Here is a 26,563-nt window from a genome sequence, read left to right as displayed (position 1 = left end):
ACCCGGCGCGTCCTGAAACCGACCATTGGAGGGGCCATCATCGGCGGGCAATCGCAACGTTGTGATCAGCCCGCTCCCCCGTTGACGAGGCTTGCTACGTAGTTCTCTACGCGACAGCGCAGCCGGTCAGTCCACGACCACATGCGGCAGGAACCGCGAGCTGTCCTTGGTGATCAGGGTGTCGTCTTCACGAATGCCGATCCCCGAGGCCAGATCACCGACCACCCACGAACCGATCAAGGTGTAGCTGTCGCCGAACTTCGGCAAAGGCGCGAAACCTTGCAGGATATAGGGTGCATCGTCGTAGGGCCCATCCTCGAACACCCGCTGGTCATCGGTGGTGCGAATGTCCACATTGGCCCCCTCGCGGGAGAAATACGGCTTGCGCACCCAGCCCTTGGGCACCGGCCGCCGAGGGTCTTCGTCGAGGAAGGCTGGCAACAGGTTCGGATGGCCCTCGTGCCATTCCCACAACAACGGCAGGATGCCCTTGTTGGAAATCAGCGACTTCCACGCTGGCTCGACGAACTGGGTATCACATCCGGCGATGGCCTGGCCGAAGTCCTCGTGGAAGATATGCTCCCAGGCGTGCAGCTTGAACAGGCGCGGGATTGGTCGGCCTTCGAGGTCGACGAAACGCCCCTCGTCGTTCAGACCGATATCCTCCAGGTCGATATGTCGGGTGCTGATACCCACGTGCCCGGCCATCTTGCGCAGGAAATCCGTGGTGCCGCGGTCCTCGATCGAGCCGCCGATGGCCGAGAAGTAGAACGGGCTTTCACATTCGAAGGCCGCAAAAGCCCGCACCAGGTCTTCAGCCAGGGTGTTGAACTGGCTGGCATGGGCCGGCAGCACGCCGCGCTCAATCTGCTGCTCAAGCCAGATCAGCTGGAACGCCGCCGCCTCGTACAGCGAGGTCGGCGTGTCGTAGTTGGCCTCGATCAGCTTGGCCGGGCCCGTGCCGTCGTAGCTGAAGTCGAAACGCCCGTAGAGGTGCGGATGCCCCTCCTTCCACGAACGACGCACCAGGTCGAAAAACGCCGGCGCAATCGCCAGGCGGGTCATCAGCGCTTCGCTGTCGACAATGCGCGCCACCGCGTCCAGGCACATCGCGTGCAGCTCCTGGGTGGGCGCCTCCAGGTCACGGCTGACCTGGGCCTCACTGAACTGGTAGTAACCGCGCTCATCCCAGTAGCGCTCGCCGTCGATGGTGTGAAAGGCGAAGCCTTCGCGCTCGGCGGTGGTGCGCCAGTCCGGGCGTTCGTCGCAGTGGATCTTGCGCATGCTCAACCGCCGAAACTGAAGCCGCCGCTGCTCTTGCCGCCCCAGCCGCTGCGCGCAGTGGCCTGGCTGCCGAAGCCGCCACGGGAGATCGACGAGGACACGCTGGAACGGGTCGAGTTTCTGGACTTGTAGCTGCTACCGCTGGAGCTGCCGGAGTAGTAGCTGCTGTAGCTGCCGCCGCTCTGCTGGGCCTGGTCGGAGCGCTCGAAGCGTTTGCCTTGGTCGATCTGCTGGCCGAGGGTGGTGGTGCGGTAGTCGCCGCGGCTGTCGCGATACTGGTAGACCGGCTGCGAGTAGTACTGGCGATTACCGCCGCTGAGCACCTGGCCGAGCAGCAGGCCGGCGAGCAGGCCATTGAAGTTGCTGCCACCACTGACAGCCTGGCCACTGCTCTCGACCTGGGTGCGAGCCGCGTCGACCTGCGACTGGCTCACCTCGCCCGACACCGCCAGCTCGAAACCGCCAAGGCGCGGCATGTAGCGGTTGTCGCTGGTGACCTGGCAGTAGTCCGGCACGAAATCGGCCTCGCACGCCGCCTTGTCGCCATAGGTCGGCGCGACCCGACGGTGATCGGCCAACGCCTCCATATAAGCATCGGAACACACGTCCACCGGCACCTTGTCATCGACACAGGCCTGGACGGTGGTGTAGTTGCTGCGCTTGCTGACCGTGTAGGTTTCCTCGGGCGCGCTGCACGCGGTAAGCGCCAGCGGCAGGGAGCTGGCCAGCACCAGCTTGACGGAACTGCGTCTCATGTATGGCTCCTTGCGCGCAAACGGCTCAGACCGACGGGGTCATGCAGGCCGAATTGAGAAAGCCCACGCTGATCGCCACGGCGGCGGCATAGATCGCGGCGGCCATCTCGCCCTTGGCGATGCGGCTGGCCAACCCCTTGAGCACCAGGCTGGTGATGGCAAAGGCCAACAGTTGCACCACGGCAGCGATCACCACCCAGACCACGAAGTCGAGCAGGCCGACGCTGTAGGCGATGATGTTGCTGGCCGGCAGCGAGAAGCCGATCAGCGCGCCGCCCAAGGCGATAGCGGCGGCGCTGTTATTGTCGCGGATCAGGGCGAATTCGCGATGCGGGGTGAGGTGCGTGTAGATGAACTGGAACAGCCAGAACAGCACCAGCGCCACGCTGATGTAGAGAATGAAGCCGATCACTGCCTGGGCGTTGAGCGACATGCGAAGTGCGTCGAGCATGGTGAATCCTTGTCAGATGACGTTGAAGTCCGTTGATTGCAGGGTGACACCCACCGAAGTGGTCAGGCTGACATTGCCGTCCTCGTCTTCCTCCACCGACAGCAGGAGGAATTCGCGGCGATCGGTCAGGCCGGTTTCGCGGGCATACAGCATCGACAGGTGCTGGATGCGGTAGCTGGTCTCGGGGCTGGTGACCCACTCGCTGATCGGCGTGAGCTCGGTCTGCCCCTCTTCGCTGCCCCACTGGCGAACGAACTCGTAGCCTTCGTGCTCGTAGTACGGCAGGCCGATGTTCGACTCGGGGCCGACCAGGCGCTTGAGCTCCGCGTCGCTGGTGACCGGCACCACGCTGTAGTAACCGAACAGGATGATGTCACGGACATCGTCAGCGGACGCGCCGTTCATCACCACCTGCAGCCAGTAGTCCTCGTTTTCCATATAGAAGCGCGCCAGGCGCACAGACTGGCCGAGGTCAACCTCACCAATCGCCCAGACCACTTCCTGCTCGGGAACCTCCAGTTCGCAATGCCCGTCGAGCAGTAGTTTGAGCGAGCGATCGAGCTTGAGCATGCGCCCACTGCCCAGGCCGAATGGCAGGTTACCTTGGGCCTGACTGCTGGCGGCAGGTTTAGGGGCTTCAAAGCCCATGAAGCGTTTCAACCAACCCACGGGGCATCTCCTGGGTGAGAGGGTGACGGATCAGGAGCCAGTACTGGAGCTGTAGCAAACAGGCTGGGCCTGTCGGCAGAAGGCGACATTGAAAATCCCTTGGGTCGCGGCAGTCCTTTGGCGGGGGCGACACGATACTGCTTTTCGTGTGCCCCGCCAACGGGTCTGCAACAGGGTTTTTGCGCCTGCCCCGCGATGAGGCCGGCCCACTCAACGAATCACTCCGCCGGCTTGGCCGCCTTGGCCTTCAAGCGTGCCAGCACATCGTCGGCACCACTGTTGCTGGCGCCGATCCCAGCCGACTTCAGGCGTGCTTCCAGATCGCTGCCGTCAGCCTTGCCCGCCAGCTCCGCCGCCGCTTCCAGCTCGGCGGCACGCTCGGCCTGGCGCTTCTTGATGCGATCCAGCGACCCGACCGCCGTTTCCAGGCTGCCATTGGCGCCGCCGGTGGCCGACGCCGCACTGACCTGGGCACGCTGCACGCTTTCGCGAGCCTTGACCAGATCCACCTGTTGCTTGAGGCCCTTGATCTGCGCCTCGGTCTTGTTCACGGTGGCGGTCAGGGTCGTCACCGACGCACCGAACTGGTCGGCCAGCGCCTGCTCGCTGTCACGCTGGTTGGTCAGGTCGGCGATGCGCGCCGCGCATTCGTGGGCCAGGCCCTCCTCGCCCTTGTCCAGCGCGGCAATGGCCTTCTGCTCCCAGTCGCCGATGGTCTTGTCGAACTCGGTGACGCGCTGCTGCGCGGTCTTGTGCTTGGCCATGATCTTGACCAACTGGTTGCGCGCATCGATCAGGTTGTTGTCCGCGTCGCGGATCTCCTGGTCGAGGATACGCAGGGCCTGGGAGTCGACGATCGCCTCACCGACTTCCGAAGCGCCGCCACGCAGGGCGGTGACGATCTTTCTCAACAAACTCATGATGCAATCTCCGGAATCAGTGGGTGAAGTAGTCTTCGAAATCTTCGGCGGCGGTGATGACGTTGTCGGCCAGGGTGTGGATCTCCTGGACGATGTTGTCCAACGACGAGGCCGCGCTCAGGGCGCCGAACATGGTGTACACCGACTCGCCCGAGGGCAGCGTGTGCAGGCCGATGGACGACAGCGGGAACACGTCGCGGGTACGCAGCACCGCATCGTTGAATGCAGCGCGGTCTTTCACCTGACTGGCTTCCACCAGCAGCGTGTCGACCAGGATCTGCTCACCGGCCACGGCGATGTACAGCGGCAGGCCGTCCAGTTCGTTCATCACCAGCTTGAGGCTGGGCTCGGCGCCCTGTTGCAGGGACAGGCCGATCGACCCGCCGCGCACCTCGTCCAGGCCTTGCAGGGCGCCGTGCAGCGTTTCGATCGTCCAGTGGGTGTGCTCGGTCATGAAATCCTCCGTTCTGACCTGTTTGCCCGCGTGGGGCTGACGTAAAGCCTTCTCGATACCGCGCAGGGCGGCGGCGTGCTCGGGCAGGATCCACAGCTCACGCTTGACCAGGCCCGCGGCCTTGAGCCGGGCGCGCATGTCACGCATGTAGTCGGTGGAGCTTTTCTTGCCTGTCATCGAAGGGGGGTGTCCTTGTCTCACATGTGATGCACGTTACGCCTGGATCATGAGCTCCGCAAGCCTCACATGTGATGAATCAGGCTCACCCGACCCGACCTAACCCGCCAGCCGCGTCAGTCGCTGCAGCGCCTCGATCACCTGCGGATCACGCGCCTCGAGCACATCCACCTGGATTCTTGCGATCACCGCCTTTAGCAGCTCGGTCTGACTCATCCGGGTTTGCCCCAGCAGCGTCAGGAAGTCCTCGGCCATGTGCACGTTGACCTTCATCGACAACCGCCGCGTGGCTCCGGACGCCGGCAACCCCCTCTGACGCCGCTGCGCGTCGAGTGCCTGGACGAAGGCCTCGTGACCGGGTTGCAGACCCGCCCCCTGGCGGGCCCGCACCAGCCAATGGAAATAATGGGCGAGGAACAACTTGCGCAAGTGCGCCCCCGCCTCGCTGCTGACCGCTTGCATCGCCGCGTCGAGCACATCGAGATACACCGCCGGCAGCCGCGCCTCGATGGACTTGAGTTGCTGCTTGCGCGCCTCGCGGATTGCCGGGGTGGACTGCGGCGGGATGGCCACCACCGTATCGCAGCCATCGCACACGCCCACCAGGATGTCCCGTGCCACGCCTTGCCCATCACTGAATGGCACGTCACGGCGCAGGTAACGCGTGGTTACCACGGCATGGCAATGCTCGCAGAGCGCCTTGCCGGTATCGCCTTCGAAAAGAATTGTCATCGCCTGGATACTCACTGATGAACGCTGATGAACCAGGTGTCTGGCTCGAGAAAATAGAACTTGATGTACCAACCGTGCCACCTGATCAGGTGAACTTCGACCGATGCCACGGTGTGATGAGGGCTGCTGCAGTAATGGGTGCCGTTGCAGGCGAGGATGACGTCGATGACTTGCGCCGCCGTAACCGCTCCAGTCGCCAACAGGTTCTTCACCTCGATATCGCCGCGTGACGCATGCAGGTAATCACCCGCTTCGAGGGCTGCGATCACTGCGCGCCTCGCTGCTTTGAAGCCTCTTTGCATGGGACATCCTTGTCGATACGAAAATCATCGTACACACCCAAGGCGAATGCCAGTCTTCCATTGCCTCAGGCGACCAGTGGCGCTCCGACAGCTTCTGCCAGAGCACACACGCGGGATTGACTATGGCTCTGCGGAGCTGCCGCTGACGCGCGGCTGTGTAACCAGCGCTTTCACAATGTTTCTCGATGTACCAAGGCAGGTTTTCGATAGGGCACTGGAGGCTGCCCGGGGCGTCGTCACGGCACCTGTGGCCGCCCTCGCCCATTCGCCAAGCAATTGAAATGGAATGCAATGACTAAAGGCCTGTACGATACGCGCCGGCAGCCAGGGCCCTGCCCTGGAAGACGCCTGCGCTGTTCACCATGGAAGCTGTTGTGCCCTGCGGGCCCACTCGCAGGCACGTTGCGTGCTGCCTGGATTCTGAAGGCGATTGGAAGGGAATTAAGGACTACCACTGTGTCAAACGACAAAAGCTATCCGCTCACGCCACACGATGTTTCAAACGTTCTTCCGCCCAGCGGTGCAACGACTACCCAGCCGGCCCAAGGCACCGCAAGAACAGTTGATTATCGAGCGGACATCGACGGGCTGCGCGCGATTGCCGTTCTGCTGGTGCTGGTCTTCCATGGCGGGCTCACGCTGTTCCCGTCGGGGTTCATCGGCGTCGATATCTTCTTCGTCATTTCCGGCTACCTGACCTCGTCGATCATCCTCAGGTCCATGGAAAAGGGCACGTTCACGTTCTCCGGGTTCTACGCGCGACGGATTTGGCGGCTTCAGCCAGCGGTGCTGGCCCTGCTGGTCGGCACCCTGGCCGTGGCCACCGTCCTGTACCTGCCCGATGACTATGTCAATTTCCTGAAGAGCGAAAAGTACACAAGCCTGCTGCTGTCAAACCAGTACTTCGGCAAGGCAACGGGCGGCTATGCGACGGCGGATGCCGCGACCCTGCTGCTCATGCACACCTGGTCGTTGGCCATCGAGTGGCAGTGGTACATCGTGCTGCCGCTGGGGCTGTGGCTGCTGAACCGCTCGCTGAGCAAACGCCAGCTGGGCTATGCCTGTGTACTGTTGACGCTGCTGTCGTTCGGCGCCGCACTGTACATTTCCAAGGCTTTCTATGGGCATGGCTACTACTTCTTCACGGCGCGCATCTTCGAACTGATGATCGGTTCCTGCGTCGCCGTGCTGGGCAACGGCAGAAAACAGCCTGGCAAGGTCATGGCCTCGGCCATCGCACTGGTTGCGATGCTGGTCATCGTCCTGACCGCCCTGCAGGTCATCCCGGTGGCGAGCTACCCGGACCACCACGCGCTGCTGGTCTGCCTGGCCACCGCCGCACTGCTGTTCGTCGGCCCCTCCAGCATCACCTCCAGGCTGCTGTCGTCCCGGCCCGTGGTATTGATCGGGTTGATCTCGTACTCGCTGTACCTGTGGCACTGGCCGATCATCGCCACCGTCAACTACCTGGGCATGGAAAAGACCCCAACGGTCATCGCCAGCTACTTCGCCCTCACCTTCGCCCTGGCAACGCTGTCCTACCTGCTGGTGGAAAAACCACTGCGCCACTCGCGCCTGGGCTTCACCAAGACCCTGGTGCTGATGCTGATCGTGCCGGCCATCGGCCTGTCGGCACTGCATGCCGCCGGGAAGAAGGCCGACGGCTGGCCCGCCCGCTTCGACTACGGTACCAACGGCGTCCTGACCCGCCTCAAGGCCGCCGAAGTGCCTCACCGTGAAAAATGCCTGGAAGGTGCCCGTGATGGCTCGGACGAGCGTTGCGCCATGGGTGACGTGCAGTCGCTAACCAAGGCGCTGCTGATCGGCGACTCGTTCTCCAACCAGGAGTGGGGTTTCATCGATACCCTGGCCAAGGACGCGAACATCTCGGTCATGGCGCAATCCTTCTCCGCTTGCCTGACCTTGCCTGGCGTCTACCTCTACGACTGGTACAAGTTCAAGGAGCTGTACGTTACCTGCCACGCGGCCAGCGCCGACTATTACCAACTGATCAAGCAGAATCAGTACAAGTACGTGATGCTCGGCCAGATCTGGGAGAACTACGTGAACACCGACAGGGTGGTCAACTCCCTGGAGGACGAGCGTACCGAGGCGCTCTCCAACCAACGCCTCAAGGCCGCACTGCTTGAAGGGCTGCAGGTCATCCGTGAGGCCGGTGCCATTCCGGTAATCGTCAAGGCCAACATGCTCATGCCGGCCAACGTCAACAACTGCGTGTACCGCAACATCAAAATGCGTGGGATGTTCGGCGTCGCGGCCGAAAGCGCGCATTGCAACCAGCAACCTTGGGATGGCGTTGAAGAGCCCAAGCTCACCGCACTGTTCAAGGCCGCGCAGGAGGCGTATCCAGAGTTGATCATCATTGATCCGAAGGATGCCCAGTGCCGGGACGGCGCCTGCCTGATGGCCATCGACGGGGTGCCGGTGTACCGCGATATCGGTCATATCACCGATTACGCCTCGTACTGGTTTGGCCAGCAGTACCTGCAGCACAAGGGCAACCCCTTCCTGCAACCTGCCCGGCAATAACCGGCCAGCAGGGCCAGCGCAAGGCTGGCCCTGCAACCTCGTGATGGGCGCAACGGGTCACCAGCGCAACAGTCGCGGGCCGATAGCCACCCCAAAAAGTGTCGGCAACAGCATCCCCAACACATACCAGAGCCCCCAGAACGGCACGCCCATCTCCGGGCAATGCAGGCAGTAGGCCAGGGTTGCCGTCGAACCGGCCAGCAATCCGCCAGCCGCTCCCGCCTGGCGCAGGCGGGTTGGCGCCAGGCCGCGCAAGGCCCAGAACACAGCGATCAGGCAGGGTAGCGACAGCAGGGCGATGTTCAAGGCACAGGTGCGCCAGGTACGGCCCAGAACCAGGTCGGCGCGGGCTTCGACAGGGGTACCGAGCAGACTGATCGCCGCGCCCAGCCAGACCAGCACCAAGGGCAGGCCAAGCAGCCCCCACAAGGCACCGCCCTTCACACCCGGCCGGGCCAGCCGCTGGGTCAACCACAACCCGAGCAGCGCCAGGCTGGCGGGCAGTGCAACCTTGGCCCAGAACAGTGGCGTGCGGATGACCTCGCCCAGGTCGCTGCGTACACCGTAGATGGCCGCTGTCATCAGCACCGCGCCGAGCAAGCCACCAAGCAGTGCAACTCCCAGGCGCTTGGCCGACACGTGCCGGTCCACCGGGCCCTCGTGGCGGGCCAGCAGGTCAATCCAGTCATCGGTGTTCATGGTTACTCCTGCCTTCAATCAACCTGGCCAAGGCTTTCAGCCCTCGATGTATGCCCACCTTGACCGCCGAACTGGAGAGACCGGTGCGGCGTGCTGCTTCCTCCACCGACAACCCCTGCAACTTGACGTGCACGATGGGCAGGCGCTGACGTGCCGGCAATTGCTCGAGCAAGCGCTCAAGGTCCAGGCTGGCCTCGGCCGGCTCCGCACCGGTGCCGGCGAACAGGTCGGTGTCATCGTCCAGCGGCTCGTTGCGCGCCTCGTGGCGGGCGAAGCTGCGCAGATGATCGGCCAGCTTGTAGCGGGCTATCGCCTGCACCCAGGCTGTCAATGGCTGCTGCGCCTGGTAGGTATGGCGCGCGTTGTGCACCGCCAGCAGCACTTCCTGCACCAGGTCCTCGACCTCACTGGGGCGCCTGGCCAGGCGCCGCTGCAAAAAGCCACGCACATGCAACGCCAGAGCCGCCAGAAAATCGCGGTATGCCACTGCATCGCCCGAGAGCCCGCGCAGCAGCAAAGCCTGCAACTGCAACTCGCGCACATTAAGCACTGCCTGAGGATTAGTTCGTTGCATTGGCCGCCTGGGTTACACCCTCGCCGCGTTTCTTTTTATCGGCCCCCTGTCGCACACCCCTGCCGTGCGAACGTCGGCCTGCCTCAATAAGGTAGGTGGCCTGCGCACATCGCGAGAAATATTTTGTAGTGGCTGTAACCCGAAGGACGAGTGCGGCGAACTAGTCCATGAGCCGCCGGTAATTCGCCACGGCCCCATCCTTTGGAGACTCGCCATGAAAGCTTTCGCCCTCACCACTGCCGCCCTTGCCCTCGCCTCGCTGGCAAGTGTCGCCATGGCCGCGGAAACCGCCCAACCCGCCGGCACCGGTGCCGCCATGGAAAAATGCTACGGCGTTGCCATGGCCGGCAAGAACGACTGCAAGGCTGGCGCCGGCACCACCTGCGCCGGCAGTGCCAAAAAAGACTATGACGGCATGCACTGGAAGAACGTCCCGGCCGGCTCCTGCACCTCGATCAAGACGCCCAACGGCATGGGCTCGCTGACCCCGATCAAGTCCTGAGTGCAGGAGGCCGACCATGAACGGCAACACGCGGCTGGGCGCCGGGCTCGGGCTCAAGGCCGAGCACTACGCTCAGGCCTTGGCCCACCACGCCGATGGGCTGTGGTTCGAAGTCCACCCGGAAAACTACATGGTCGGCGGCCCACGGCTCGCCTGGCTTACGCGCATCGCCGAGCAGCATCCGCTGTCGCTGCACGGCGTTGCGCTGTCACTGGCAGCCGATGCTGAACCGGATGCCGCGCACCTAGGGCGTTTGCGCGCCTTGATCGACCAGGTGCGCCCGGCGCTGGTGTCCGAACACCTGGCCTGGTCGACCTGGCGCGGCCAGTACCACCCCGACCTGCTGCCCTTCCCCCGCAGCAGCGAGGCACTGGGGCGAATCGCCGACAACATCCAGCGCAGCCAGGAGGCCCTGGGGCGGCGCCTTTCCATCGAGAACCCCAGCCACTACCTGCAGTTGCAGGGGCATGACTGGGACGAGATCGATTTCCTCGCCGAGCTGGTCCGGCGTACCGGCTGCGGCTTGCTGCTGGACGTCAACAATGTGCACGTCAGCGCACACAACCTGGGTTTCGACACCACCGACTACCTCCATCGGTTCCCGGCCCACGCCGTGACCGAGGTGCACCTGGCGGGGTACAGCCACGACGACCAGGGCGCGCTGCTGATCGATTCCCATGACGCCAGCATCGCCGAACCGGTCTGGGCGCTTTACCAAGGGTTGATCGAGCGCATCGGACCACGCCCGACCTTGATCGAACGTGACGGCAAGCTTCCCCCCTTCAACGAGCTGCTCGCCGAGCGCGACCGGGCCCAGGCAACGCTGGAACAAACTGGAGGCTTGTCATGAATCCCTCTTTGCGCCAGTTCCAGGACGCGTTCGTCGACGCGCTGCAAGGGCGGCCGGCGCCACAACTGGCGGTGCTGACCGAGCAGCCGGCGTTTGCGGTGTACCGCAACACCGTGCTGGCTGGCTGCGTCGATGCCCTGCGCGCCAACTTCCCCAGTGTCGAGCAACTGGTCGGCCCAGCCTGGATGGGTGATGCGGCGGCAGCCTATGCGCGGCAGTCACCGCCCAGCGATACCCGGCTGATTCACTACGGCGCAACCTTTGCGGCCTTTCTCGAAGCGACGCAGGCGCAGCACGGCCTGCCTTACCTGGCCGATGTGGCGCGCCTGGACCGCTTGTGGAACGAGGCCTTCAGCGAGCCCTGCGATCCCTGCCTGGACCTCGCCGAACTGGCCGGCATGACCGCCGGCGACCTGGCATACAGCCATCTGCGCCCGCGCGCCAGCGTACGTTGGTACTGGTTCGCACACCATCCGGCGTACAGCCTGTGGCGCTGCAGCCGCGAACAGTTGGCCTGGCCGCAGGAGCAGCCCTGGGTCGCGGAAGGTGTGCTGCTGAGCGGCGATGCCGACGGTGTGCGCCATCACTCCCTGGAACACGGTGGCTGCGCCTTTCTCCAGGCCTGTGCCGGCGGGCTGACGCTGGACCAGGCGTCGCAGCTCGCGCTGCAAGCCCAACCCGACCTGGACTTCACCGACCTGCTCGGCCGGCTGTTGCAAGTCCGGGCTTTTCGTCCACTCACATTCGCCTGAAGGAGCTGCCATGGACATCACCCACACCAGCGGGCCGGCCAACAGCCTGCGCCATCACTGGAACCGACTTGCCGAGCGCCTGCAACAGCTGCTGAGCGACAACCTGTTGTGCCTGGTGGCCCGGCTCGGCATCGCCTCGGTGTTTTTCCTGTCCGGGCGCACCAAGGTCGAAGGCCTGCTGACCATCACCCCCGGCACCTACGAGCTGTTCCGCAGCGAATACGCCCTGCCACTGCTCTCACCCTGGCTGGCGGCGCACCTGGCCACCTATGCCGAGCACCTGTTCCCGCTGCTGCTGGTACTCGGCCTGCTGACCCGGTTGTCGGCCCTGGCCTTGCTCGGCATGACCACGGTCATCGAAGTGTTCGTCTACCCCGATGCGTGGCCCACCCACCTGACCTGGGCCGGCCTGCTGTTGTTACTGATCGCCCGAGGGGCCGGGGCCTTTTCGCTGGACCGATTGCTCAAGCTGCGTTGATGCCTCGCAGAAACCTGTGGGAGCGCCCCGGCAAGGCCGCTCCTACAGGGGATCGCACTCAACCCACTTGCCCTTATGGCCGTGAGCCTGCAGCGCGGCGCCGAGAAACACCAGCGCCCGCTGGAACAGCGGATGACATTCGTTCAGAGGCAGCTGGTCGAGCTCGGCCCAGAAAAATTCGAACACATGACCATGGTCGTCGAGTGTCTGATGAGCCCATTGTTCCGGTAGCGGCCCCTTCACTTCACACAGCTGGAACGACCAGACCTGCCCCTGGTGGCCGGCATCCCAACACCCCAGGTCAGCCTTGATCAGCGCACCGCTGATCCCGGATTCCTCGCACAACTCACGCACGGCTGCCGCACCCGGCGCTTCACCCTTTTCGATGCTGCCCTTGACCAACTGCACACCCGCCAGAGGATGGCGGAACAGCAGCAGCCGGGGATACGGCGAGGATGACAGCACCACTGCACAGGCTTTGTTGGGGAGCATGACGGTTTCCTTGTCGGCGCTTGCGGCCGGCGATCATACGCCGTGGGCCGGCCCCTTCCGAGCAGCAAAGGCTCAAAGACCGCCAATACGCTGCAACTCGCGTTTGAGCGCCTCGGGTTCCAGCGTGGCGAACGGCAACGCGAAGAACGCCATGCATCGCCGCTCGATATGGGCCAGGGTGGCCTGGAAGGCGGCATCGATCACCGCCTCGTCACCCACCACCTCGGAGGGATCCTCCAGCCCCCAGTGGGCCTTCAGCGCCGGGCCAAAGTACACCGGGCAGGCCTCACCCGCCGCCTTGTCGCAGACGGTGATGACGATGTCCGGCGGGTTGTCGGCAAAGGCATCGTTACCCTTGCTGCTCAGGCCGGCGATGGCGATGCCGGCCTGCTGCAGGGTCGCCAGGCTGCGCGGCAGCACCTGGCCCTTGGGAAAACTGCCGGCGCTCACCGCCTGGAAGCCTTGCGGCGCCAGGTGGTTGAACACCGCTTCACTGAGGATGCTGCGGCAACTGTTGGCCGTGCACATGAACAGGACTCGCATGAAAGCTCCTTCGCAGGGTGGTGGGTGTCACAGGCTCAGGCGCAGCGCCAGGGCCGACAGGGTGATCAGCAGTACCGGCAAAGTCAGCACAAGGCCGACCTTGAAGTAGTAACCCCAGCTGATGCGCATGCCTTTGCGCGCCAGCACGTGCAGCCACAGCAGCGTGGCCAGGCTGCCGATGGGGGTGATCTTCGGCCCGAGGTCGCAGCCGATGACGTTGGCGTAGATCATCGCCTCGCGCACCAGGCCCTCGGCACCGCTGGCCTGGATCGACAGCGCCCCGATCAGCACGCTGGGCAGGTTGTTCATCACCGACGACAGCAGCGCCGCGAGCAGGCCGGTGCCCAGGGTGGCGCTCCACAGGCCGTGGGCGGCGAGCTGATCGAGCAGCCGGGCAAGCAGGTCGGTAAGGCCGGCGTTCTTCAGCCCGTACACCACCAGGTACATGCCAAGGGAGAAGATCACCACCTGCCAGGGCGCCTCGCGCAGTACCCGGCGGGTGGAGATGCGGTGGCCACGGGCGGCGACCGCGAACAGCAGCGCCGCGCACACGCTCGCCACCACGCTGACCGGGATGCCCAGCGGCTCCAGGGCGAACAGGCCGACCAGCAGCAACAGCAGCGTCGCCCCACCGACGGCGAAGGTGGCCGGGTCACGTATCGCCGAGCTCGGCGCCGGCAAGGTGTCGGCCGGGTAGTGCTGTGGCAGGTCACGGCGGAAGAACAGCCACAACACCAGCAAGGTGGCGCCAATGCTGGCCAGGTTCACCGGCACCATCACCGCGGCGTAGTCGGCGAAACCCAGGCCGAAGTAGTCGGCCGAGACAATGTTCACCAGGTTCGACACCACCAGCGGCAGGCTGGCCGTATCGGCAATGAAACCGGCGGCCATGACGAACGCCAGGGTAGTTGCAGGGGAAAACCGCAGCGCGATCAGCATCGACATGACGATGGGGGTGAGGATCAGCGCCGCACCATCGTTGGCGAACAGCGCCGAAACGGCGGCGCCAAGCAGGATGCAAAAGGCGAACAGGCGATGAACACTGCCCCTCGCCCAACGCGCCACATGCAGGGCTGCCCACTCGAAGAAGCCCGCCTCGTCCAGCAGCAGGCTGATGATGATGATCGCGATGAAGGTGGCGGTGGCATTCCAGACGATGGCCCACACCACAGGGATGTCCTGCAGCGAGACCGCGCCCACGGCCAGGGCGATGATCGCGCCCAGCGTGGCGCTCCAGCCAACGCCAAGGCCCCTGGGCTGCCAGATGACCAGGGTGAGGGTGAAAACGAAGACGGCAACGGCGACCAGCATGGGGACCTCGCTTGGCAGGTGTTCAGCAGCAGGCGGCAGTGCGCACCGGGCGCTCTTGCATGTTCTGCAGGCGTGTGGCGTTGGCCTGCAGCCACGCGGCATTGGCCTGCAGCGTCAGCTGCAGCACCTCGTGCACCCAGGCAGGCAATTGCGGATTGAGACGGTAGTACACCCATTGGCCCTGGCGGCGATCCAGCAGCAGGCCGCTGCTGCGCAACTGGGCGAGGTGGCGGCTGATCTTGGGCTGGCTGTCGTCCAGGGCGCACATCAGTTCGCAGACGCACAGCTCGCCCAGTTGGGCGATCAGCAAAGTGGCGCGAGCGCGGGTCTCGTCCGCCAGGCTCTTGAAGAGCTCGGGTGGGGTGATCATGGCAAAACCTTTGAGCAGTGTGCGATCGAAAAGCTGGGGCTGACGGCGGATGCCGGAGTGGCTGCTTGATTCTTTTTTGACGCTGCCGGCCCCTTCGCGGGTAAACCCGCTCCCACAGGTTCACCACAATGTTGAAGGTTGTGGTGAACCTGTGGGAGCGGGTTTACCCGCGAAGGGGCAATACATATGGAGATGCGAATATACGGATTTCCATATACAAAACACAGCCCTGTGACCGTAATTTTTCGAATTCGGCCAGCCACCAGGTGCTGCGTGCTGCAGCCATTGCGACTGCGGCGCGCAGCACAGCCGTGCCATCACTCCAGGGTGGCGGTCAGCTCCGGGTTGCCAAAGCCTTGCAAGGTTGCGTTGGACTTGTCGAAGTAGGCGCGCCAGAAGGTTTCCAGGTTCTGGATCATCTTGCCGCTGCGGTAGCCGTTCTTGGCCGTGGTCGGCACGAACGCCGCGCCGTGCACATAGATGCGCGCACCGCCGAAATCGGCCAGCAGGTTCTGCTTCTGCACTTTGGCCAGCTCGACGTTGGGGTCGATCTGGCGGATGCCGTTGGCCTGGTAGAAGCTGCCGAAGTCGCTGTATTCGAGCATGTCCGACATCACCAGGATGACGTGCTCGTTGACGTTTTCGGCCTTCTGCAGGTCTTCGCCGACCGCCTTGAGGCTGAACAGGATCTCGCTGCGCGGAATGTCCGAGCTGGACTTGCCCATGACCCCGGCGAACGCCTTGCCGAAACGCTGGTACAGCAGCGCCGACTGGCCTTTGAGGCAGTTGTCCAGCTTGCGTGCCGACATCATCGGCACATTGCCCAGCACCGCCTCGTCGAGGGGCTTTTCCAGCTCTGCGGCGTATTGCAGGCGCGTGTAGTGCCCGTCCAGGTAGGCGCTGAACGAGTACAGGCGCAGCTTGTCGCCCGGCTGCAGGAAGCGCTTGATGTGCCCCCATGCAGTGCGTTGCAGGTCAGTGGTCAAGGGCGTGGTCTGGTCGACCACGACGGTGAGCAGGCGCCCCGAGGGGGCGCTGCGGAACTCGTCGACCCGGGCCTGGGTGTAGCAGCTTGGCAGGTCATTGCGCTCGGCCGCCATCAGGGCGCTCGGCGCAAGGATCAGGGCAAGCAGCAGGCGCTTGAGTTTCATCGTACCTCCGAAGGGGGTGTGCCCGGGCCGAGGCGCTAGCGCTATGGGCAGCGCCTCGGCGGGCGGTGAGTCCGGTCAGGCCGGCTGGCTGTTGGGCTTGTCCAGCATCTGCAGGCGGCGGGCACGCTTGAGCGTGTCGAGCTCGGCCCCCAGGCGCTGTGCCACGTAGGCCAGGTCGTCCTCGTGGAACTCGGTCAGGTCACCGTACTGGTGCGGGTCGAACCCGCCGACGGCAGGTGCGGGGGCCGGGGCAACCGCCTCGACCGGCGCAGGCGCGACCGCCACTTCCACCACCGGGGCTGGCGCGGCGACTGGCGCAGGGGCTGGCGCGACGGTCACGGTGACCGGTGCGGTAGTGGTCACCGCCACCGCCGACTGGCTGACATCCACGCTGAACATGGTCACCAGCCCATTGAAGGCATCGCGGTACTGCTGCAACTGCGGGTCGTTCATCTGGGCGATGCGTGGGCGTGCAACCCGGATGATCTCCTGGATGCGCGCGTTGTCATCGGCGGCGATGGCGGCCTTGAGGTCTTCGGTAGCCTTGATGATGTAAGCCTCCACCACCTTGAGGCTTTCATTGGCCATGCTGTCGGCGTTCTCTTTCTTGCGGCGGAACGCCCGGCGCGCTTCCTGCTCGGCGATGAATACGCTGAAGGTGCGCTTGGCGTTGTCCTTGCGCAGCTTCTCGCGGTCGTCGCCGCTGACCCGGAACACGCTCAGTTGCAGGGACTGCAGCTTGCCCAGCGAATCCTGGGCGTCGGTGGCGACTTCGCGCGCCTTGGTTTCGTGGTAACGCACAAAATCGGCGGCGCTGGAGAACTTGCGCACCAGGTCCCAGGCGACCCGCGAGTGGGTGCCGGCGAAGCCGAAGCGGTAGGCCAGGAAGGTACTGGTGAGCTGGATGAAGATGAACAGCCCGCTGAGCACGGCGAAGGTCACCAGCGAAGCACGGTGCAGCGCGTCGATCTGATCCTGCGCCGACTTGCCCGCCGCCTCGTTGGCGATACCCTGCATGTCGCTCGGTACCGGGAAGCTGTCGTCAGCGCCAGCCGGGAAGTCATCGGCCGCTTGCGACACCGCCGGCGGATGGGCGATCAACTCGGCTTCCTGGGCGTTGAGAGTTTCGGTGCGCACCCAGAAGGCCGCGATCGCCAGGCCCAGGATGAACACGCCATAGGCCACGACCAGGCCGAAGCGCTTGGCCGGCTTGTCGCCGTTCTTGGGCAGCTTCACCCGATTGAGCATCTGCTGGTAATGCGGCTTGCCATCATCGATGTGGGTATTGTCGAGGGTCACCAGGTGGGTACGCACCATGTCGCCGTCGGCACCCGAGGCGCGCACGCTCTCGTAGCCGAGAATCTTCGCTACCACGTTGTTGAGGTAAAGCTGGCGGCCGGCGAACTCGGACAGGAACACGCCGATGATCGAGATCACCAGGCCGATGGCGAAGGCACCGGCGATGGCGGTGTTCGGGGTGGCCAGGGTCAGGGCGAACGGTGCCAGGGCGAAGCCGAAGGCACTGGCCTCGATCAGCATCAGCACGATGATCAGCAGCCACAGGCTGAAGCCCTTCTCGTGGCGGTTGTCTTCGTCGATCTTGCCCAGGTAGTCCTGGCAGCGACGGAAGTTGGCTTCCGACGGCTGGTGGTTGAGGTAGTAGGTTTCGTAGAGGCGGCACAGCTGCGCCTCGGACTCATAGAAACCGACGGCGTTCGGGCACTCCTGGTCGGCCGCCTCACGCGAGCCCGGGTGCTTCACCCAATGGGCGACACGGCCGAGCCATGGCAGGCCGATACGCAGCTTCATCAACCAGTAACGGACCTCATACCAGTGAGTGATGATCGGAATCGCCAGGAACAGGGTCGTGACGATCGGCACCACGATGTGCCAGTAAAGCGAAAAGAATGTGCGGATGGCATCTAGCATTGGTTGGTCCTGTTAGCGCGCAAGCTTGGGTTTGAACTGGGCGACGTAGGCGTTGTTCTGTTTGGGGTAGTAGATCTCGCCGGCGACGGCGGAACCGGCACGCTTGTCGAAGACGATGTCCATGCAGGTGACGGGGGTTTTCTTCTGGTCCACCGCGAAGACCCGATAGAGGATCTGGGTTTCACCTTCGTAGGTGTTGGCCACCGAGCTGTACACCGGGCTCTGCTTCTTCGAGCCGCTGGCGAAGTCGGAGATGAACTGCATCTTCGGCGCCACCGCCACCTGGGCGTTGTCGCGCAGGATGCCCACCGGGCCGACCGTGGCCACATGGCCATTGACCTTGCTGCCCCAGACCTGGCCGTTGAGGCCAGGGAAGAAGTCGTTGGTGCGGTAGTCCTTCAGGGTGGCGCCGGTAGCCAGGTTCTTCACCTCGCCCTCGACCCGCGGCAGGTCGCCCACGCACGAGGTCACCGGCGCGCTGGCGTAGGCCGGGCTGATGACCGAGAAGGTCGAGCTTTTGGGCGTGATGTTCGAGGCCAGTGCCGACTGGGTGCTGGTGACCGGCTCCCCGCCAAAGTCGATGCCGCCCTTGCCATCGAGCTGCACGATGACCGCCGCTGCGGACTGGTCGGGCAAGGTCGGCGCCTTGTCGTTATTCACCGGCGCAGGCGCACGGGTGGTCTTGGCGACCTTGGCCTGCTTGCCCTGCGCCTGGGCCTTCACCTTGGGCTGGGCCGCCGTGCCGTGGGCCAGGTACTTGGCGTTGCTGCGCTCGTCGTTGACCCGCTTGACCAGCACCTGCTCGTTGTCCACCTCGACGAACTCGACGCGGCGGTTCTGCGCGCGCCCGGCGTCACTGGCGTTGTCGGCCAGTGGGCGCGAGGCACCGGCGCCCTGGTAATAGATGTCCTGGCGGGCGATACCGGCGCTGGCGAGGATATCGCCCACGGCACGGGCGCGCTGTTCGGACAGACGCTGGTTCAGCTCGGCGCTGCCGGTGGAGTCGGTGTGCCCGACCACCAGCACTTTCTTGCTCGGTTTGCCGGGCTCGGCCTTGCCACGGTTGTTGGCGAACTCCCGGGCCAGGGCGCTGAGCTTGCGCGTGCCATCGGCGGTCAGGGTGGCGGAGCCGGAGGGGAACATCTCCTGCATCTGCACCTGGGCCTCGAGGCCGACCGAGGCCTTCTTGCCGGTGCTGGCATCGACCACCTCGATTTCACGCACCTGCGCCTGCAGCCCTTCCTGGGCGGCGACCGCCTTGAGCCGATCGACTCGCTGCTTATAGGCATAGCCTGCGGCGCAGCCCACTGCCCCGCCGGCCACCGAGCCTGCTGCGATCTGCTTGCCGTTGCCCCCCGCCGCCGCCACGATCGCCCCGCCGATCACGGCACCGGCCAGCGCGCCAGCACCGCAAGCGAAACCATTGGAGTTGTCACCGAGCGTCTTGTCGATGGTGGCGCAACCACTCAATCCGAGCGCGACCGCCGCGGCCAGCGCAGTGGGCCGCATGAAGCTGGAGCCGAACATTTCCCTTCCTCTTTGCTGCCCGCTGCAGCGGGCGTTTTCAGCGTCAGTGCCGGATGCCTGGCCGCCGTGCCCGGCAGCATCCTTGTAAACCCGCTTGAAAAAGGCGCGTGCGCACACCGACAACGGGCCTGCTTGCAGGCTCGCCGGGGCGATAAGGGGGGAGTGGTGACAGGGACTCCATTCCCGCGGGTACGCTGCCTTTCCTGGCGTTTCATGGCTAGGGGCCACTAGTTACTATGAAACTGCCTGTATTACAAGATTTGTCCAAGAAACCGGCGTCAAACTGCCGCAGAGGCGCACCTTGACGCTGGCGATGACAACCCGAGAGCGCCCAGGCCAGCACCTATAATTGCCTGATACTGGCCCGGCGCCACCGGGCCAGCCAGGCGACTGACTGCTGGAGTACACCGTGAGCCTTCCATGCCGACGCTGTTGGCCATTGCTGGCCCTGGCCCTCGCCTGCCCCGCCCATGCTGCGGTGGACGCCGTCGACAACCAAACGCTGAGCACCCTCCGCGCCCAGGCCGAAGCCGGCGACCCAGCCGCTGCCCAGCGCTACGGCTGCCTGTTCATCGACCAGCCAGGTGCCGAGCCGGATGCCGCCAAGGCCCGCCAGTGGGTGGAACAGGCGCGCAACCTGCCCGCCCTGCTGCGCCGCGCCGACGCAGGCGACACCGACGCCATGGTGCAGATCGGCGACACCTACTTCGACACCTGCCTGCACGACAGCTTTGCCCCGTTGGCCATGCCCTGGTACCGCAAGGCGGTGGCCGGCGGCGATATCCGCCGCGCCTGGCGCTTGATGGACGATGCCCGGACGCTGGACGAAAAGCGCCACTGGGCCGAGATTGCCGCCGCCATCGTCACCCCCGAGGGCAAGCCCAGGGACAACCGCTATGGCGGCGAGACGTTTTTCGGCAACCTCGCCGAGCACAGCGGGCAGGATATCCCCTGGGGGCTGCGCCATGCGCCCGGCACCCGCTACCTGAGCCTGCGCCCGCTGCAGGTTCGCCTCAAGCCCGACCCCGCGTCCCCGGTGATCCAGGACATCGGCCGCTGGCACCTGGTGTATGCACGCCCGGCCCAAGCGCCCGGCTGGCTGGCGGTGATTGCAGCCAGCGAAGGCCCCTACCCGGATACCTTGGGCTACCTCAACCCCATCGACACAGCCTCGGTAACGCGTTTTCTCGACCGGCAACCGCAGGTGCGTCCCGACCGCCAGGCGGTGTATGGCCTGGTGGGTTATTTGCGCGAAACGGACCTGGCCAGCCTCGACCAGCCTGCGCCCCTGCCCTTGCCCACGGTGGGCCTGATGCCCGTACCCTCGCTGTGGCGAGGTATCGGTATCGAGGAAGACCGCCGGTTCATCACCGATTTCAGCCAGCCGCCCTATGACGCCCTGGTGCAGGTGAAAGCCCAAGACGGCAGCTGCAGCGGTGCCGTGGTGGGCACGCCGACCCTGGTGGTCACCGCCGGCCACTGCGTCGACAAGACCGACCGCAAAGGCAAGGTGCAGGTGATATTCGAGCGCTCGGCCGAGCACAAGGAAGTGATCCCGGCCACTTTGGTCAGTTACCAGCACAAGGGCGGCGCGGACTGGGCCCTCCTGCGCCTGCGCAAGGCGCCCGCCACGCCGGTGACGCCGCTGGCCTTCGCCGACAGCTTCGACGCCGCCCGCTCGGCGCAACTGCAAGTCGCCGCCATCGGCTACCCCGGCGACCTGTTCAAGCTGTCCATGGCCAGGCTGGGCTTCGTCGCGCCCTCACTCAAGCAGTGCACCCTGGACATCAGCCGGCACAGCTACAACGCCCAGCAACGGACCATCCTGTTCAACCACTACTGCAACATCTGGTTCGGCGACTCTGGCGGGCCTCTGCTGGTGTGGAACTCCGGCAACGCCCGTTTCGAACTGCTGGGCGTGCACGCCGGCGTGGACGATGGCTTCGAAGGCACCCACCGCAAGACCCTGTTCACCGACAGCCGCTTCAGGGCCCTGATGTACAAGGCCTACCAGGACGTGGAGGTGCCGTTGCTGGGCAACCGCCAGCAGGCGTTGGACAAGGCGGCCTACTTCCGGCCGGCGCAGCAGGCCGACAAGGACAACCCCGGGGTTTCGACGGTGGCACGGGCCTACCGCGAGCGGGTCGAGAGCCTGTATTTCGACCGCTCGACCCTGAGCCTGGCGCTGATCGAAACCCTGCGCCAGCAGGCCGGCCAAGGGCCACGGCGGGATGCCCCCGACAAGCTGGGTTTCTGGACCACGCCGCCAGAGGACGGCTTCAAGGCGATCGGGCCCGTCGATGAAGCCCGCCTGGCTTGCGCAGCCACCTGCAACAAGGCGGTGCTGCGCGCCAGTGGCGCGAACCTGCGCTATGGCGAGCCGGTCGATTTGCAGCAAATGGCCAGGCGCGACGACACCCTGGTGATGCCGGGCTCGCGACGCGTCATCGTTGGCGGCGATCTGTTCCACGTGGGGAACGATGGCCGGGTGGACGCCGTTGCCCGGCAGTTCATGAACCTCAAGGCCAGTGGCCCGGGGTTCAATGCGTTCTACCAAAGCCGCTACGGTGAGCCCGCCGAGACAGTGGCCAAGGAAGAATCGTTGGCCACGGATGTCGAACCCACCAGCGTGCTGCATGCCGGACCGAGCCTTGGCAGCGACACCCCCATCCGCATTCCCGGTGGCCAACTAATCACGACGGCAGCGCTCACCCGTGAACTTGCTACGCCCAAGCCGCCCGTAGTGATTGCCGCCATAGGCGCCAGTACCGGCATTCCCGGTGCCATCGACCTGCACTACGGCGCCGAGGGCGGCGCCTTCAGCGACCAGACCCAGCAACGCCTGGCCAACGACCTGCAAGCGTTGACCCACGGTGACAAGGCGCGTGCGCTGGTGTTCTATGGCCACCACCCACAATGCTGGATGAGCTATAACAGCGCGGTGCGCGCCATTGCCCTGGGCTACCGCCAGGTGTATTGGTACCGCGGCGGGGTGAAGGCGTGGGTCAGGTCGGGGGCACCGCTGGACTGGATGTGACAGGCCCATCACCCCGACCGAATGCAACCACTCAACCTCAAGGCCCTACCATGAACCGAAAAGCACGACGTGCTGCGATGCTTGCCAGCCTGGCCGATACCCCGGTGCCCGTGCGCAGGTTCGAAGCTGACTGCATGACACTCATACCCGAGTGCCGGTCGATCATCGACTCCCTTTCGCTCGTAGCCAACGGTGGCGCGCAATGGGCGCATCGCGCCGTCACGTTATGGTTCGCTGGCCCGGCACCTGCGTGGGTGCTGCTCTACCAGTTCCCGGACATGGCCCCGTACTTCGACTTCGCGTATAGCAGCAGGCAACCGCCGCAACAGGCCTTGGCCGCGCTAATGGCCAGATACCCCCAGTGCAAACTGCTCGATTGGTCCCCCGGCCATCTTGTATGCCTTGAAGCGGTCGAGATGACCCTCGAAGCGCAGGCCGAGATGATCGGCGACTTTGCCGAAACGGTCTGGGCGCTGCGCGAACCGCAGATCACGGTTTCCTACGAAGTACGAGGCAGGGCGTGAGGGGCCTGCGCTTGGCGCTTTCTTGCTAGACTCGCGCCTCTCGACGCCAATCGCCACGGATGCCACTTTTTGTCATGAGACGCCTGCTCACGCCTCTGCTGTTTACCTGCCTCAGCCTCCAGGCGCACGCCCAACCCGCAACGCTGCTTCCCGGTGAAGCGGAGTATCGGCAAGCGGTGCCGATTCTCGACGAGATTGACCGCAGAATGATGGAACTGGTGAATCGACGCGGGCCAGACGGCCGAATGAATGAAGCGTCCAGGCAGGCGTTCGTCGATTACACACAGCAGCATCTACCCAGCGCCAATACGCTGCTGGAGGCCGCCATCGCTGCCGGCAACCCAGCCGCTGAGTATCGCTTGGCGCAGTTGCTCGGTGTCCTGGACGGCCAGGGGCAGCGTGCCAAGATATGCGGGTTGTTCAAATCGAGCCTCAATCGCGGCTTCACGCCTGCGGCGCTGCAAATGCGCGTGAACTGCCTGAGCGATATCGACACACCCGAGTACATTGCGCAGGTCAAGGCCTTGCCGGAAATGCCCGGGCCTTATGCGCGCTACTATCCGCAGCCGACCATCCTTGAGTACTGCTCGCAGGCTCGGCCAATGCCCACCGTGGTAATGCAACTTGATGAACCGGCCTTCAGGGCGAATCTGTATTTCGCCATGCGCGATGTGCTGGTTGATGCAGACGCCAAAGACAAAAACGTGAAGTTTGCGTATCAGTTTAAAGCCCTCGAGTACGGTTGCCCGCGGGTTCAGGGGTGGCTGGACAGGCAGATATGACCGCGTCGAGGTGCCCGTGGGCGTTTCTCCGAAGCGCAGGCCTCGCAGTTGCGGGTGAACACACAAATGTATCTATAAGTTAGGTCGGGGATGTATCAAGGTTCTATGTTGTTGATCTGCTCTTTAATGAGGTCGCGCTGTTTTTTTAAACCAGCCATTAAATCATCGTAGGTTGTCGGGTCTTTCCATGCGCCGGGGTTGTCAGTGTAATAAATTATCGCGTTATCATATATACTTAAAACTCTTTTTACCCCAAGTGGATGGTCTGATTTTTTTTCGGCTTCAAGTGAGCCCCCTCCAAAAGCTGCCATGAAATAGTTCCAAGGGGCGGCCGCTACTAAATTGTAGTTGGCATGAAGTGCGGTGACTATGGCGTATTGATCGGCTGCATTTTCTTTGCTGCGACTCATGGCGAGATTTTCGGGCTCCTGAATATGTTTGTTTTTTACGTGATTCAATACATGGTGGCCAAGCTCATGAAGATACATGAACATGATGCTGGCCTCTATGGCTTTTGCTTTGTAGTAATTAAAGTTATCTAACTCCTGAAAGTCTTCGATTGTGACCCCGGAACAGGCACCGTCAGTGTGCGCGGAGTATACCAGGGGCGACATGGCGGGTTGAGGAGGCAGGTGGTTGGATATTCTGAGCGCGTTTGTTTCCATTATCTCATTGAGGTAGATCAGAAATTCGGAGTAGCAGCCTGGCTTGTCAAGTTCCGCCTCCATTGTTAAAAGATCTTGTATCCAGTCGATAATTTGAATGGTTCCAGCGCTTATTATTATGATTCTTTCGTTGTCGTCGAATGCTGCGAATGCGCCAATACCTGGGCTCGAACTTACCTTGTAGGTTATGCTGTTGGCGATCGCTCTCTCGTTGGGAGGGAGGGTGGGCTCGATGAGTTTCCTTGCATTTTTGAGAACGGTTTTGGTGCTTTGCTGATACCAAGTTAGGTCATATGCTAAGCCGTTGGTAAGAGTGCAGAAGCTCAATACTATAATTGAGATAATCTTGGTGAAGGTTTGCATTATTGGTCTCTGACTCTTGTTAGGAGGTCATCTGACTCCTCAAATCTCTGCTTTAGCTTTTTATCATTATTTAATTTTTCGCTAAAACTCAATGGATCAGTCATCCTGAGATCATTAAGGTGGCTCCACTCGGAATATCGTCCAGCAGCATTCAGTGCTCCATCGAGTAGGTCTCTTCTAACTGGCTCTAAGTTTGAGAATAGTTTTTGGATGCTCTTGGACTTTGCTAGGTCAGCAGGTGGAAGAATTTCGACAACCTCTCTTTTCAATGTGGTAAGCGTGATTAGATAATCTAGTTTTGTGGATGGGGGTGCTGCTACTGCTGGCGTGGCTCCATACACAGAAACTTTAGCTGAACCTTCGTCGTCGTTGTCAGTGTGAGCATTTTGGATGAAGCGCGGCGCCGCGCTAAGTGCATATACTAATATTGAGGCGCCGAATAGCGCAAAGAATACTCCCGGGCCAACTTGTGACAGTTGAAACTTCCACTCTCCTCTTTGAGCTATTAATTTCCCAGCTTCTGAGGTGGTGATGCTAAATAATTTGTACCCCCAGTATAAGGCGGCGCCGCCGAATATCACTATCAGCAAACGCTCCAAAACTCTACCACTGAACATGTATTGAGGTAGTTCTAATGCGTCAGATCCCAGCGCGTTGAGTACGACAAAAAAAAGTGAGGCGCCTATTGCTTTATGAGTTGGCATTTTGGTTTTTCCGGATTACCTGAGTTCACTATAGCCATAGTCAAACTAAAGTATTTATTGTTTTTATATGTTTTTCAATAAGCGTTATAACTTGTGGTGATTTATGGGGCATTTGTATTGGTGGTGGAGCTTACATCGTTCAGACGCTCATGCGCGCTTTGTGGCGTGGCCAGCGTGTTCGCGAGGGTTTCATGACCTATGGGGTGGGGGCGAGTCAGGAGCAGACGCTGGGCGATGACGACTGCGGGCGAAAACGAGAGAATTAAAATCAAGACTAGTATTGCGATCACCTACTGGCGAATGGTTCTTACAATGAAATCTATCGTGGTAGTCGCGGGGCAGTTTTAAGGAAGTTAGAGCTCCACCATCTAATGCGAATGCGGCTCTATCGGCGGCATACGAACGTTCTTGTTAGCAAGAAAGTGAGCCAATGCTAAGAGCAAGCCTGATGAGCCACCTAGCATGATTCCGCCGATTCCAGGAAATATAATTACGATCACTGCACCAAAGGCAATGCCTAGGCTCTGTCTGAAATCCCAAGAAACTGAAATGTGGCCTCGGAACAGCCTGGGTTCTGAACAGTCGCCGGCTATCTACGGAAAGGAATTCTGTGATGGCAAAGCGTTATGAACTCTCGGATGAAGCGTGGGCAGTGGTCGCCGACCTCTTTACGGCGGCCCACGTCAGGGGCAGGCCCCGCAGCAGTGATCGCTTGATGCTCGATGGTGTGCTCTGGGTGCTCTGCTCAGGAGCAGCCTGGCGAGATATGCCCGAGCGCTTCGGGTCTTGGGTAACGGTCTATCATCGCTTCCGACTCTGGCGAAACCGCGGAGCATTCGATCAGATGCTCAGACGATTGCACCTCAGACTCAATGACAAAGGCTTGATCGATCCCCACACCTGGAGGATCGATTCGACCGCTGTTCGAGCAACCCGTGCTTCATTTGGAGCGCGGAAAAAAGGGGGCCTGACGAGCCTGCCGATCACGCTCTAGGCTCTGTCTGAAATCCTAAGAA

The 26,563-nt window shown here is 62.9% G+C and carries 27 protein-coding genes and 1 pseudogene; 9 read left to right on the top strand and 19 right to left on the bottom strand.

Annotated elements, in window-relative coordinates:
- Positions 1-126 precede the first annotated feature (126 nt).
- From EJA05_RS09715 to EJA05_RS09680, 8 genes are all read right to left on the bottom strand, one after another.
- Entirely contained in the window at positions 127-1,284 is a 1,158-nt protein-coding gene (locus EJA05_RS09715) for a glutathionylspermidine synthase family protein (protein ID WP_125858087.1), read from the bottom strand.
- A 2-nt stretch (positions 1,285-1,286) separates the two neighbouring features.
- Positions 1,287-2,039 carry a DUF1190 domain-containing protein gene (locus tag EJA05_RS09710; RefSeq protein WP_125858086.1) on the bottom strand — a complete coding sequence of 251 codons (753 nt, stop codon included), beginning with the start codon at positions 2,037-2,039 and terminating at the stop codon, positions 1,287-1,289.
- 25 nt (positions 2,040-2,064) lie between these two features.
- Complete coding sequence (locus EJA05_RS09705; protein ID WP_125463422.1) at positions 2,065-2,490, bottom strand: DUF350 domain-containing protein; 426 nt, start codon at positions 2,488-2,490, stop codon at positions 2,065-2,067.
- A gap of 12 nt (positions 2,491-2,502) precedes the next feature.
- Positions 2,503-3,159, bottom strand: coding sequence for a DUF2491 family protein (locus EJA05_RS09700; protein WP_178125818.1), 657 nt, complete (start codon positions 3,157-3,159; stop codon positions 2,503-2,505).
- A gap of 218 nt (positions 3,160-3,377) precedes the next feature.
- Positions 3,378-4,079, bottom strand: a complete 702-nt coding sequence (locus EJA05_RS09695) for a PspA/IM30 family protein (RefSeq protein ID WP_125858085.1) — start codon at positions 4,077-4,079, stop codon at positions 3,378-3,380.
- Between the two features lie 16 nt (positions 4,080-4,095).
- Positions 4,096-4,710 carry a YjfI family protein gene (locus EJA05_RS09690; RefSeq protein WP_125858084.1) on the bottom strand — a complete coding sequence of 205 codons (615 nt, stop codon included), beginning with the start codon at positions 4,708-4,710 and terminating at the stop codon, positions 4,096-4,098.
- A gap of 99 nt (positions 4,711-4,809) precedes the next feature.
- Positions 4,810-5,442 (bottom strand): hypothetical protein, encoded by a 633-nt coding sequence (locus EJA05_RS09685; RefSeq protein ID WP_125858083.1) that lies wholly within the window; start codon positions 5,440-5,442, stop codon positions 4,810-4,812.
- A gap of 11 nt (positions 5,443-5,453) precedes the next feature.
- Complete coding sequence (locus EJA05_RS09680; protein WP_223811897.1) at positions 5,454-5,711, bottom strand: hypothetical protein; 258 nt, start codon at positions 5,709-5,711, stop codon at positions 5,454-5,456.
- 489 nt (positions 5,712-6,200) lie between these two features.
- Between EJA05_RS09680 and EJA05_RS09675 the strand changes: the two genes are divergently transcribed.
- Positions 6,201-8,294 carry an acyltransferase family protein gene (locus tag EJA05_RS09675; RefSeq protein WP_190306045.1) on the top strand — a complete coding sequence of 698 codons (2,094 nt, stop codon included), beginning with the start codon at positions 6,201-6,203 and terminating at the stop codon, positions 8,292-8,294.
- A gap of 57 nt (positions 8,295-8,351) precedes the next feature.
- On the opposite strand, the gene EJA05_RS09670 is transcribed toward EJA05_RS09675, so the two are convergent.
- Both EJA05_RS09670 and EJA05_RS09665 read right to left on the bottom strand, forming a co-directional pair.
- Positions 8,352-8,993 carry a DUF1109 domain-containing protein gene (locus EJA05_RS09670; protein WP_125858080.1) on the bottom strand — a complete coding sequence of 214 codons (642 nt, stop codon included), beginning with the start codon at positions 8,991-8,993 and terminating at the stop codon, positions 8,352-8,354.
- Positions 8,980-9,567: a sigma-70 family RNA polymerase sigma factor gene (locus EJA05_RS09665; protein ID WP_125858079.1), complete on the bottom strand. Its 588-nt coding sequence runs from the start codon at positions 9,565-9,567 to the stop codon at positions 8,980-8,982. Before EJA05_RS09665 ends, EJA05_RS09670 begins: the two co-directional genes overlap by 14 nt.
- A gap of 214 nt (positions 9,568-9,781) precedes the next feature.
- Between EJA05_RS09665 and EJA05_RS09660 the strand changes: the two genes are divergently transcribed.
- Genes EJA05_RS09660 through EJA05_RS09645 form a run of 4 tightly spaced genes read left to right on the top strand, consistent with a single transcriptional unit; the run spans position 9,782 to position 12,149 of the window.
- Complete coding sequence (locus tag EJA05_RS09660; protein WP_125463414.1) at positions 9,782-10,069, top strand: BufA1 family periplasmic bufferin-type metallophore; 288 nt, start codon at positions 9,782-9,784, stop codon at positions 10,067-10,069.
- Between the two features lie 16 nt (positions 10,070-10,085).
- Positions 10,086-10,919: an MNIO family bufferin maturase gene (gene bufB / locus EJA05_RS09655; protein WP_125858078.1), complete on the top strand. Its 834-nt coding sequence runs from the start codon at positions 10,086-10,088 to the stop codon at positions 10,917-10,919.
- Complete coding sequence (locus EJA05_RS09650; protein WP_125858077.1) at positions 10,916-11,671, top strand: HvfC/BufC N-terminal domain-containing protein; 756 nt, start codon at positions 10,916-10,918, stop codon at positions 11,669-11,671. Before bufB ends, EJA05_RS09650 begins: the two co-directional genes overlap by 4 nt.
- A gap of 10 nt (positions 11,672-11,681) precedes the next feature.
- Positions 11,682-12,149 (top strand): DoxX family protein, encoded by a 468-nt coding sequence (locus EJA05_RS09645; protein WP_125858076.1) that lies wholly within the window; start codon positions 11,682-11,684, stop codon positions 12,147-12,149.
- A gap of 42 nt (positions 12,150-12,191) precedes the next feature.
- Here the strand turns inward: EJA05_RS09645 and EJA05_RS09640 are convergent, their stop codons facing one another.
- The 7 genes from EJA05_RS09640 to EJA05_RS09610 all read right to left on the bottom strand — a co-directional run bounded on the left by EJA05_RS09640 (position 12,192) and on the right by EJA05_RS09610 (position 19,472).
- Positions 12,192-12,641, bottom strand: coding sequence for an NUDIX hydrolase (locus tag EJA05_RS09640; protein ID WP_125858075.1), 450 nt, complete (start codon positions 12,639-12,641; stop codon positions 12,192-12,194).
- A gap of 72 nt (positions 12,642-12,713) precedes the next feature.
- Positions 12,714-13,184: an arsenate reductase ArsC gene (locus EJA05_RS09635; RefSeq protein WP_125858074.1), complete on the bottom strand. Its 471-nt coding sequence runs from the start codon at positions 13,182-13,184 to the stop codon at positions 12,714-12,716.
- 27 nt (positions 13,185-13,211) lie between these two features.
- Positions 13,212-14,495 carry an arsenic transporter gene (locus EJA05_RS09630; protein ID WP_125858073.1) on the bottom strand — a complete coding sequence of 428 codons (1,284 nt, stop codon included), beginning with the start codon at positions 14,493-14,495 and terminating at the stop codon, positions 13,212-13,214.
- 22 nt (positions 14,496-14,517) lie between these two features.
- Positions 14,518-14,865, bottom strand: coding sequence for a metalloregulator ArsR/SmtB family transcription factor (locus tag EJA05_RS09625; RefSeq protein WP_125858072.1), 348 nt, complete (start codon positions 14,863-14,865; stop codon positions 14,518-14,520).
- Between the two features lie 317 nt (positions 14,866-15,182).
- Entirely contained in the window at positions 15,183-16,016 is an 834-nt protein-coding gene (locus EJA05_RS09620; protein WP_223811896.1) for a hypothetical protein, read from the bottom strand.
- A 75-nt stretch (positions 16,017-16,091) separates the two neighbouring features.
- Positions 16,092-17,945 (bottom strand): hypothetical protein, encoded by a 1,854-nt coding sequence (locus EJA05_RS28175; RefSeq protein ID WP_190306044.1) that lies wholly within the window; start codon positions 17,943-17,945, stop codon positions 16,092-16,094.
- 12 nt (positions 17,946-17,957) lie between these two features.
- On the bottom strand, positions 17,958-19,472 hold the full coding sequence (locus EJA05_RS09610; RefSeq protein ID WP_125858071.1) for an OmpA family protein: 1,515 nt from the start codon (positions 19,470-19,472) through the stop codon (positions 17,958-17,960).
- A gap of 409 nt (positions 19,473-19,881) precedes the next feature.
- On the opposite strand from EJA05_RS09610, the gene EJA05_RS09605 reads away from it, so the two are divergent.
- From EJA05_RS09605 to EJA05_RS09595, 3 genes are all read left to right on the top strand, one after another.
- The gene (locus EJA05_RS09605; protein WP_125858070.1) at positions 19,882-22,509 is read left to right on the top strand and encodes a trypsin-like peptidase domain-containing protein; all 2,628 of its coding nucleotides are present in this window, start codon (positions 19,882-19,884) and stop codon (positions 22,507-22,509) included.
- A gap of 50 nt (positions 22,510-22,559) precedes the next feature.
- Positions 22,560-23,033, top strand: coding sequence for a hypothetical protein (locus EJA05_RS09600; protein ID WP_125858069.1), 474 nt, complete (start codon positions 22,560-22,562; stop codon positions 23,031-23,033).
- A 74-nt stretch (positions 23,034-23,107) separates the two neighbouring features.
- Positions 23,108-23,815, top strand: coding sequence for a hypothetical protein (locus EJA05_RS09595; protein ID WP_125858068.1), 708 nt, complete (start codon positions 23,108-23,110; stop codon positions 23,813-23,815).
- 95 nt (positions 23,816-23,910) lie between these two features.
- On the opposite strand, the gene EJA05_RS09590 is transcribed toward EJA05_RS09595, so the two are convergent.
- Complete coding sequence (locus tag EJA05_RS09590) at positions 23,911-24,843, bottom strand: M48 family metalloprotease (protein ID WP_125858067.1); 933 nt, start codon at positions 24,841-24,843, stop codon at positions 23,911-23,913.
- On the bottom strand, positions 24,843-25,547 hold the full coding sequence (locus tag EJA05_RS09585; protein ID WP_125858066.1) for a hypothetical protein: 705 nt from the start codon (positions 25,545-25,547) through the stop codon (positions 24,843-24,845). The genes EJA05_RS09590 and EJA05_RS09585 overlap by 1 nt, the downstream gene beginning before the upstream one ends.
- Positions 25,548-26,160: 613 nt before the next feature.
- Between EJA05_RS09585 and EJA05_RS09580 the strand changes: the two are divergent.
- Positions 26,161-26,543 (top strand): annotated as a pseudogene (locus EJA05_RS09580) (IS5 family transposase); the annotation flags it as partial.
- Between the last annotated feature and the right edge of the window lie 20 nt (positions 26,544-26,563).

Source organism: Pseudomonas oryziphila (assembly GCF_003940825.1).
GTDB lineage: Bacteria > Pseudomonadota > Gammaproteobacteria > Pseudomonadales > Pseudomonadaceae > Aquipseudomonas > Aquipseudomonas sichuanensis.
This window is presented reverse-complemented; position numbering and strand designations above follow the sequence as displayed.

Coding starts and splice junctions, on each gene's coding strand:
- EJA05_RS09715 (WP_125858087.1), bottom strand. CDS start 1,284: ATGCGCAAGATCCACTGCGACGAACGCCCGGACTGGCGCACCACCGCC.
- EJA05_RS09710 (WP_125858086.1), bottom strand. CDS start 2,039: ATGAGACGCAGTTCCGTCAAGCTGGTGCTGGCCAGCTCCCTGCCGCTG.
- EJA05_RS09705 (WP_125463422.1), bottom strand. CDS start 2,490: ATGCTCGACGCACTTCGCATGTCGCTCAACGCCCAGGCAGTGATCGGC.
- EJA05_RS09695 (WP_125858085.1), bottom strand. CDS start 4,079: ATGAGTTTGTTGAGAAAGATCGTCACCGCCCTGCGTGGCGGCGCTTCG.
- EJA05_RS09690 (WP_125858084.1), bottom strand. CDS start 4,710: ATGACAGGCAAGAAAAGCTCCACCGACTACATGCGTGACATGCGCGCC.
- EJA05_RS09685 (WP_125858083.1), bottom strand. CDS start 5,442: ATGACAATTCTTTTCGAAGGCGATACCGGCAAGGCGCTCTGCGAGCAT.
- EJA05_RS09670 (WP_125858080.1), bottom strand. CDS start 8,993: ATGAACACCGATGACTGGATTGACCTGCTGGCCCGCCACGAGGGCCCG.
- EJA05_RS09665 (WP_125858079.1), bottom strand. CDS start 9,567: ATGCAACGAACTAATCCTCAGGCAGTGCTTAATGTGCGCGAGTTGCAG.
- EJA05_RS09660 (WP_125463414.1), top strand. CDS start 9,782: ATGAAAGCTTTCGCCCTCACCACTGCCGCCCTTGCCCTCGCCTCGCTG.
- bufB (WP_125858078.1), top strand. CDS start 10,086: ATGAACGGCAACACGCGGCTGGGCGCCGGGCTCGGGCTCAAGGCCGAG.
- EJA05_RS09650 (WP_125858077.1), top strand. CDS start 10,916: ATGAATCCCTCTTTGCGCCAGTTCCAGGACGCGTTCGTCGACGCGCTG.
- EJA05_RS09645 (WP_125858076.1), top strand. CDS start 11,682: ATGGACATCACCCACACCAGCGGGCCGGCCAACAGCCTGCGCCATCAC.
- EJA05_RS09640 (WP_125858075.1), bottom strand. CDS start 12,641: ATGCTCCCCAACAAAGCCTGTGCAGTGGTGCTGTCATCCTCGCCGTAT.
- EJA05_RS09635 (WP_125858074.1), bottom strand. CDS start 13,184: ATGCGAGTCCTGTTCATGTGCACGGCCAACAGTTGCCGCAGCATCCTC.
- EJA05_RS09630 (WP_125858073.1), bottom strand. CDS start 14,495: ATGCTGGTCGCCGTTGCCGTCTTCGTTTTCACCCTCACCCTGGTCATC.
- EJA05_RS09625 (WP_125858072.1), bottom strand. CDS start 14,865: ATGATCACCCCACCCGAGCTCTTCAAGAGCCTGGCGGACGAGACCCGC.
- EJA05_RS09620 (WP_223811896.1), bottom strand. CDS start 16,016: ATGAAACTCAAGCGCCTGCTGCTTGCCCTGATCCTTGCGCCGAGCGCC.
- EJA05_RS28175 (WP_190306044.1), bottom strand. CDS start 17,945: ATGCTAGATGCCATCCGCACATTCTTTTCGCTTTACTGGCACATCGTG.
- EJA05_RS09610 (WP_125858071.1), bottom strand. CDS start 19,472: ATGTTCGGCTCCAGCTTCATGCGGCCCACTGCGCTGGCCGCGGCGGTC.
- EJA05_RS09600 (WP_125858069.1), top strand. CDS start 22,560: ATGAACCGAAAAGCACGACGTGCTGCGATGCTTGCCAGCCTGGCCGAT.
- EJA05_RS09595 (WP_125858068.1), top strand. CDS start 23,108: ATGAGACGCCTGCTCACGCCTCTGCTGTTTACCTGCCTCAGCCTCCAG.
- EJA05_RS09590 (WP_125858067.1), bottom strand. CDS start 24,843: ATGCAAACCTTCACCAAGATTATCTCAATTATAGTATTGAGCTTCTGC.
- EJA05_RS09585 (WP_125858066.1), bottom strand. CDS start 25,547: ATGCCAACTCATAAAGCAATAGGCGCCTCACTTTTTTTTGTCGTACTC.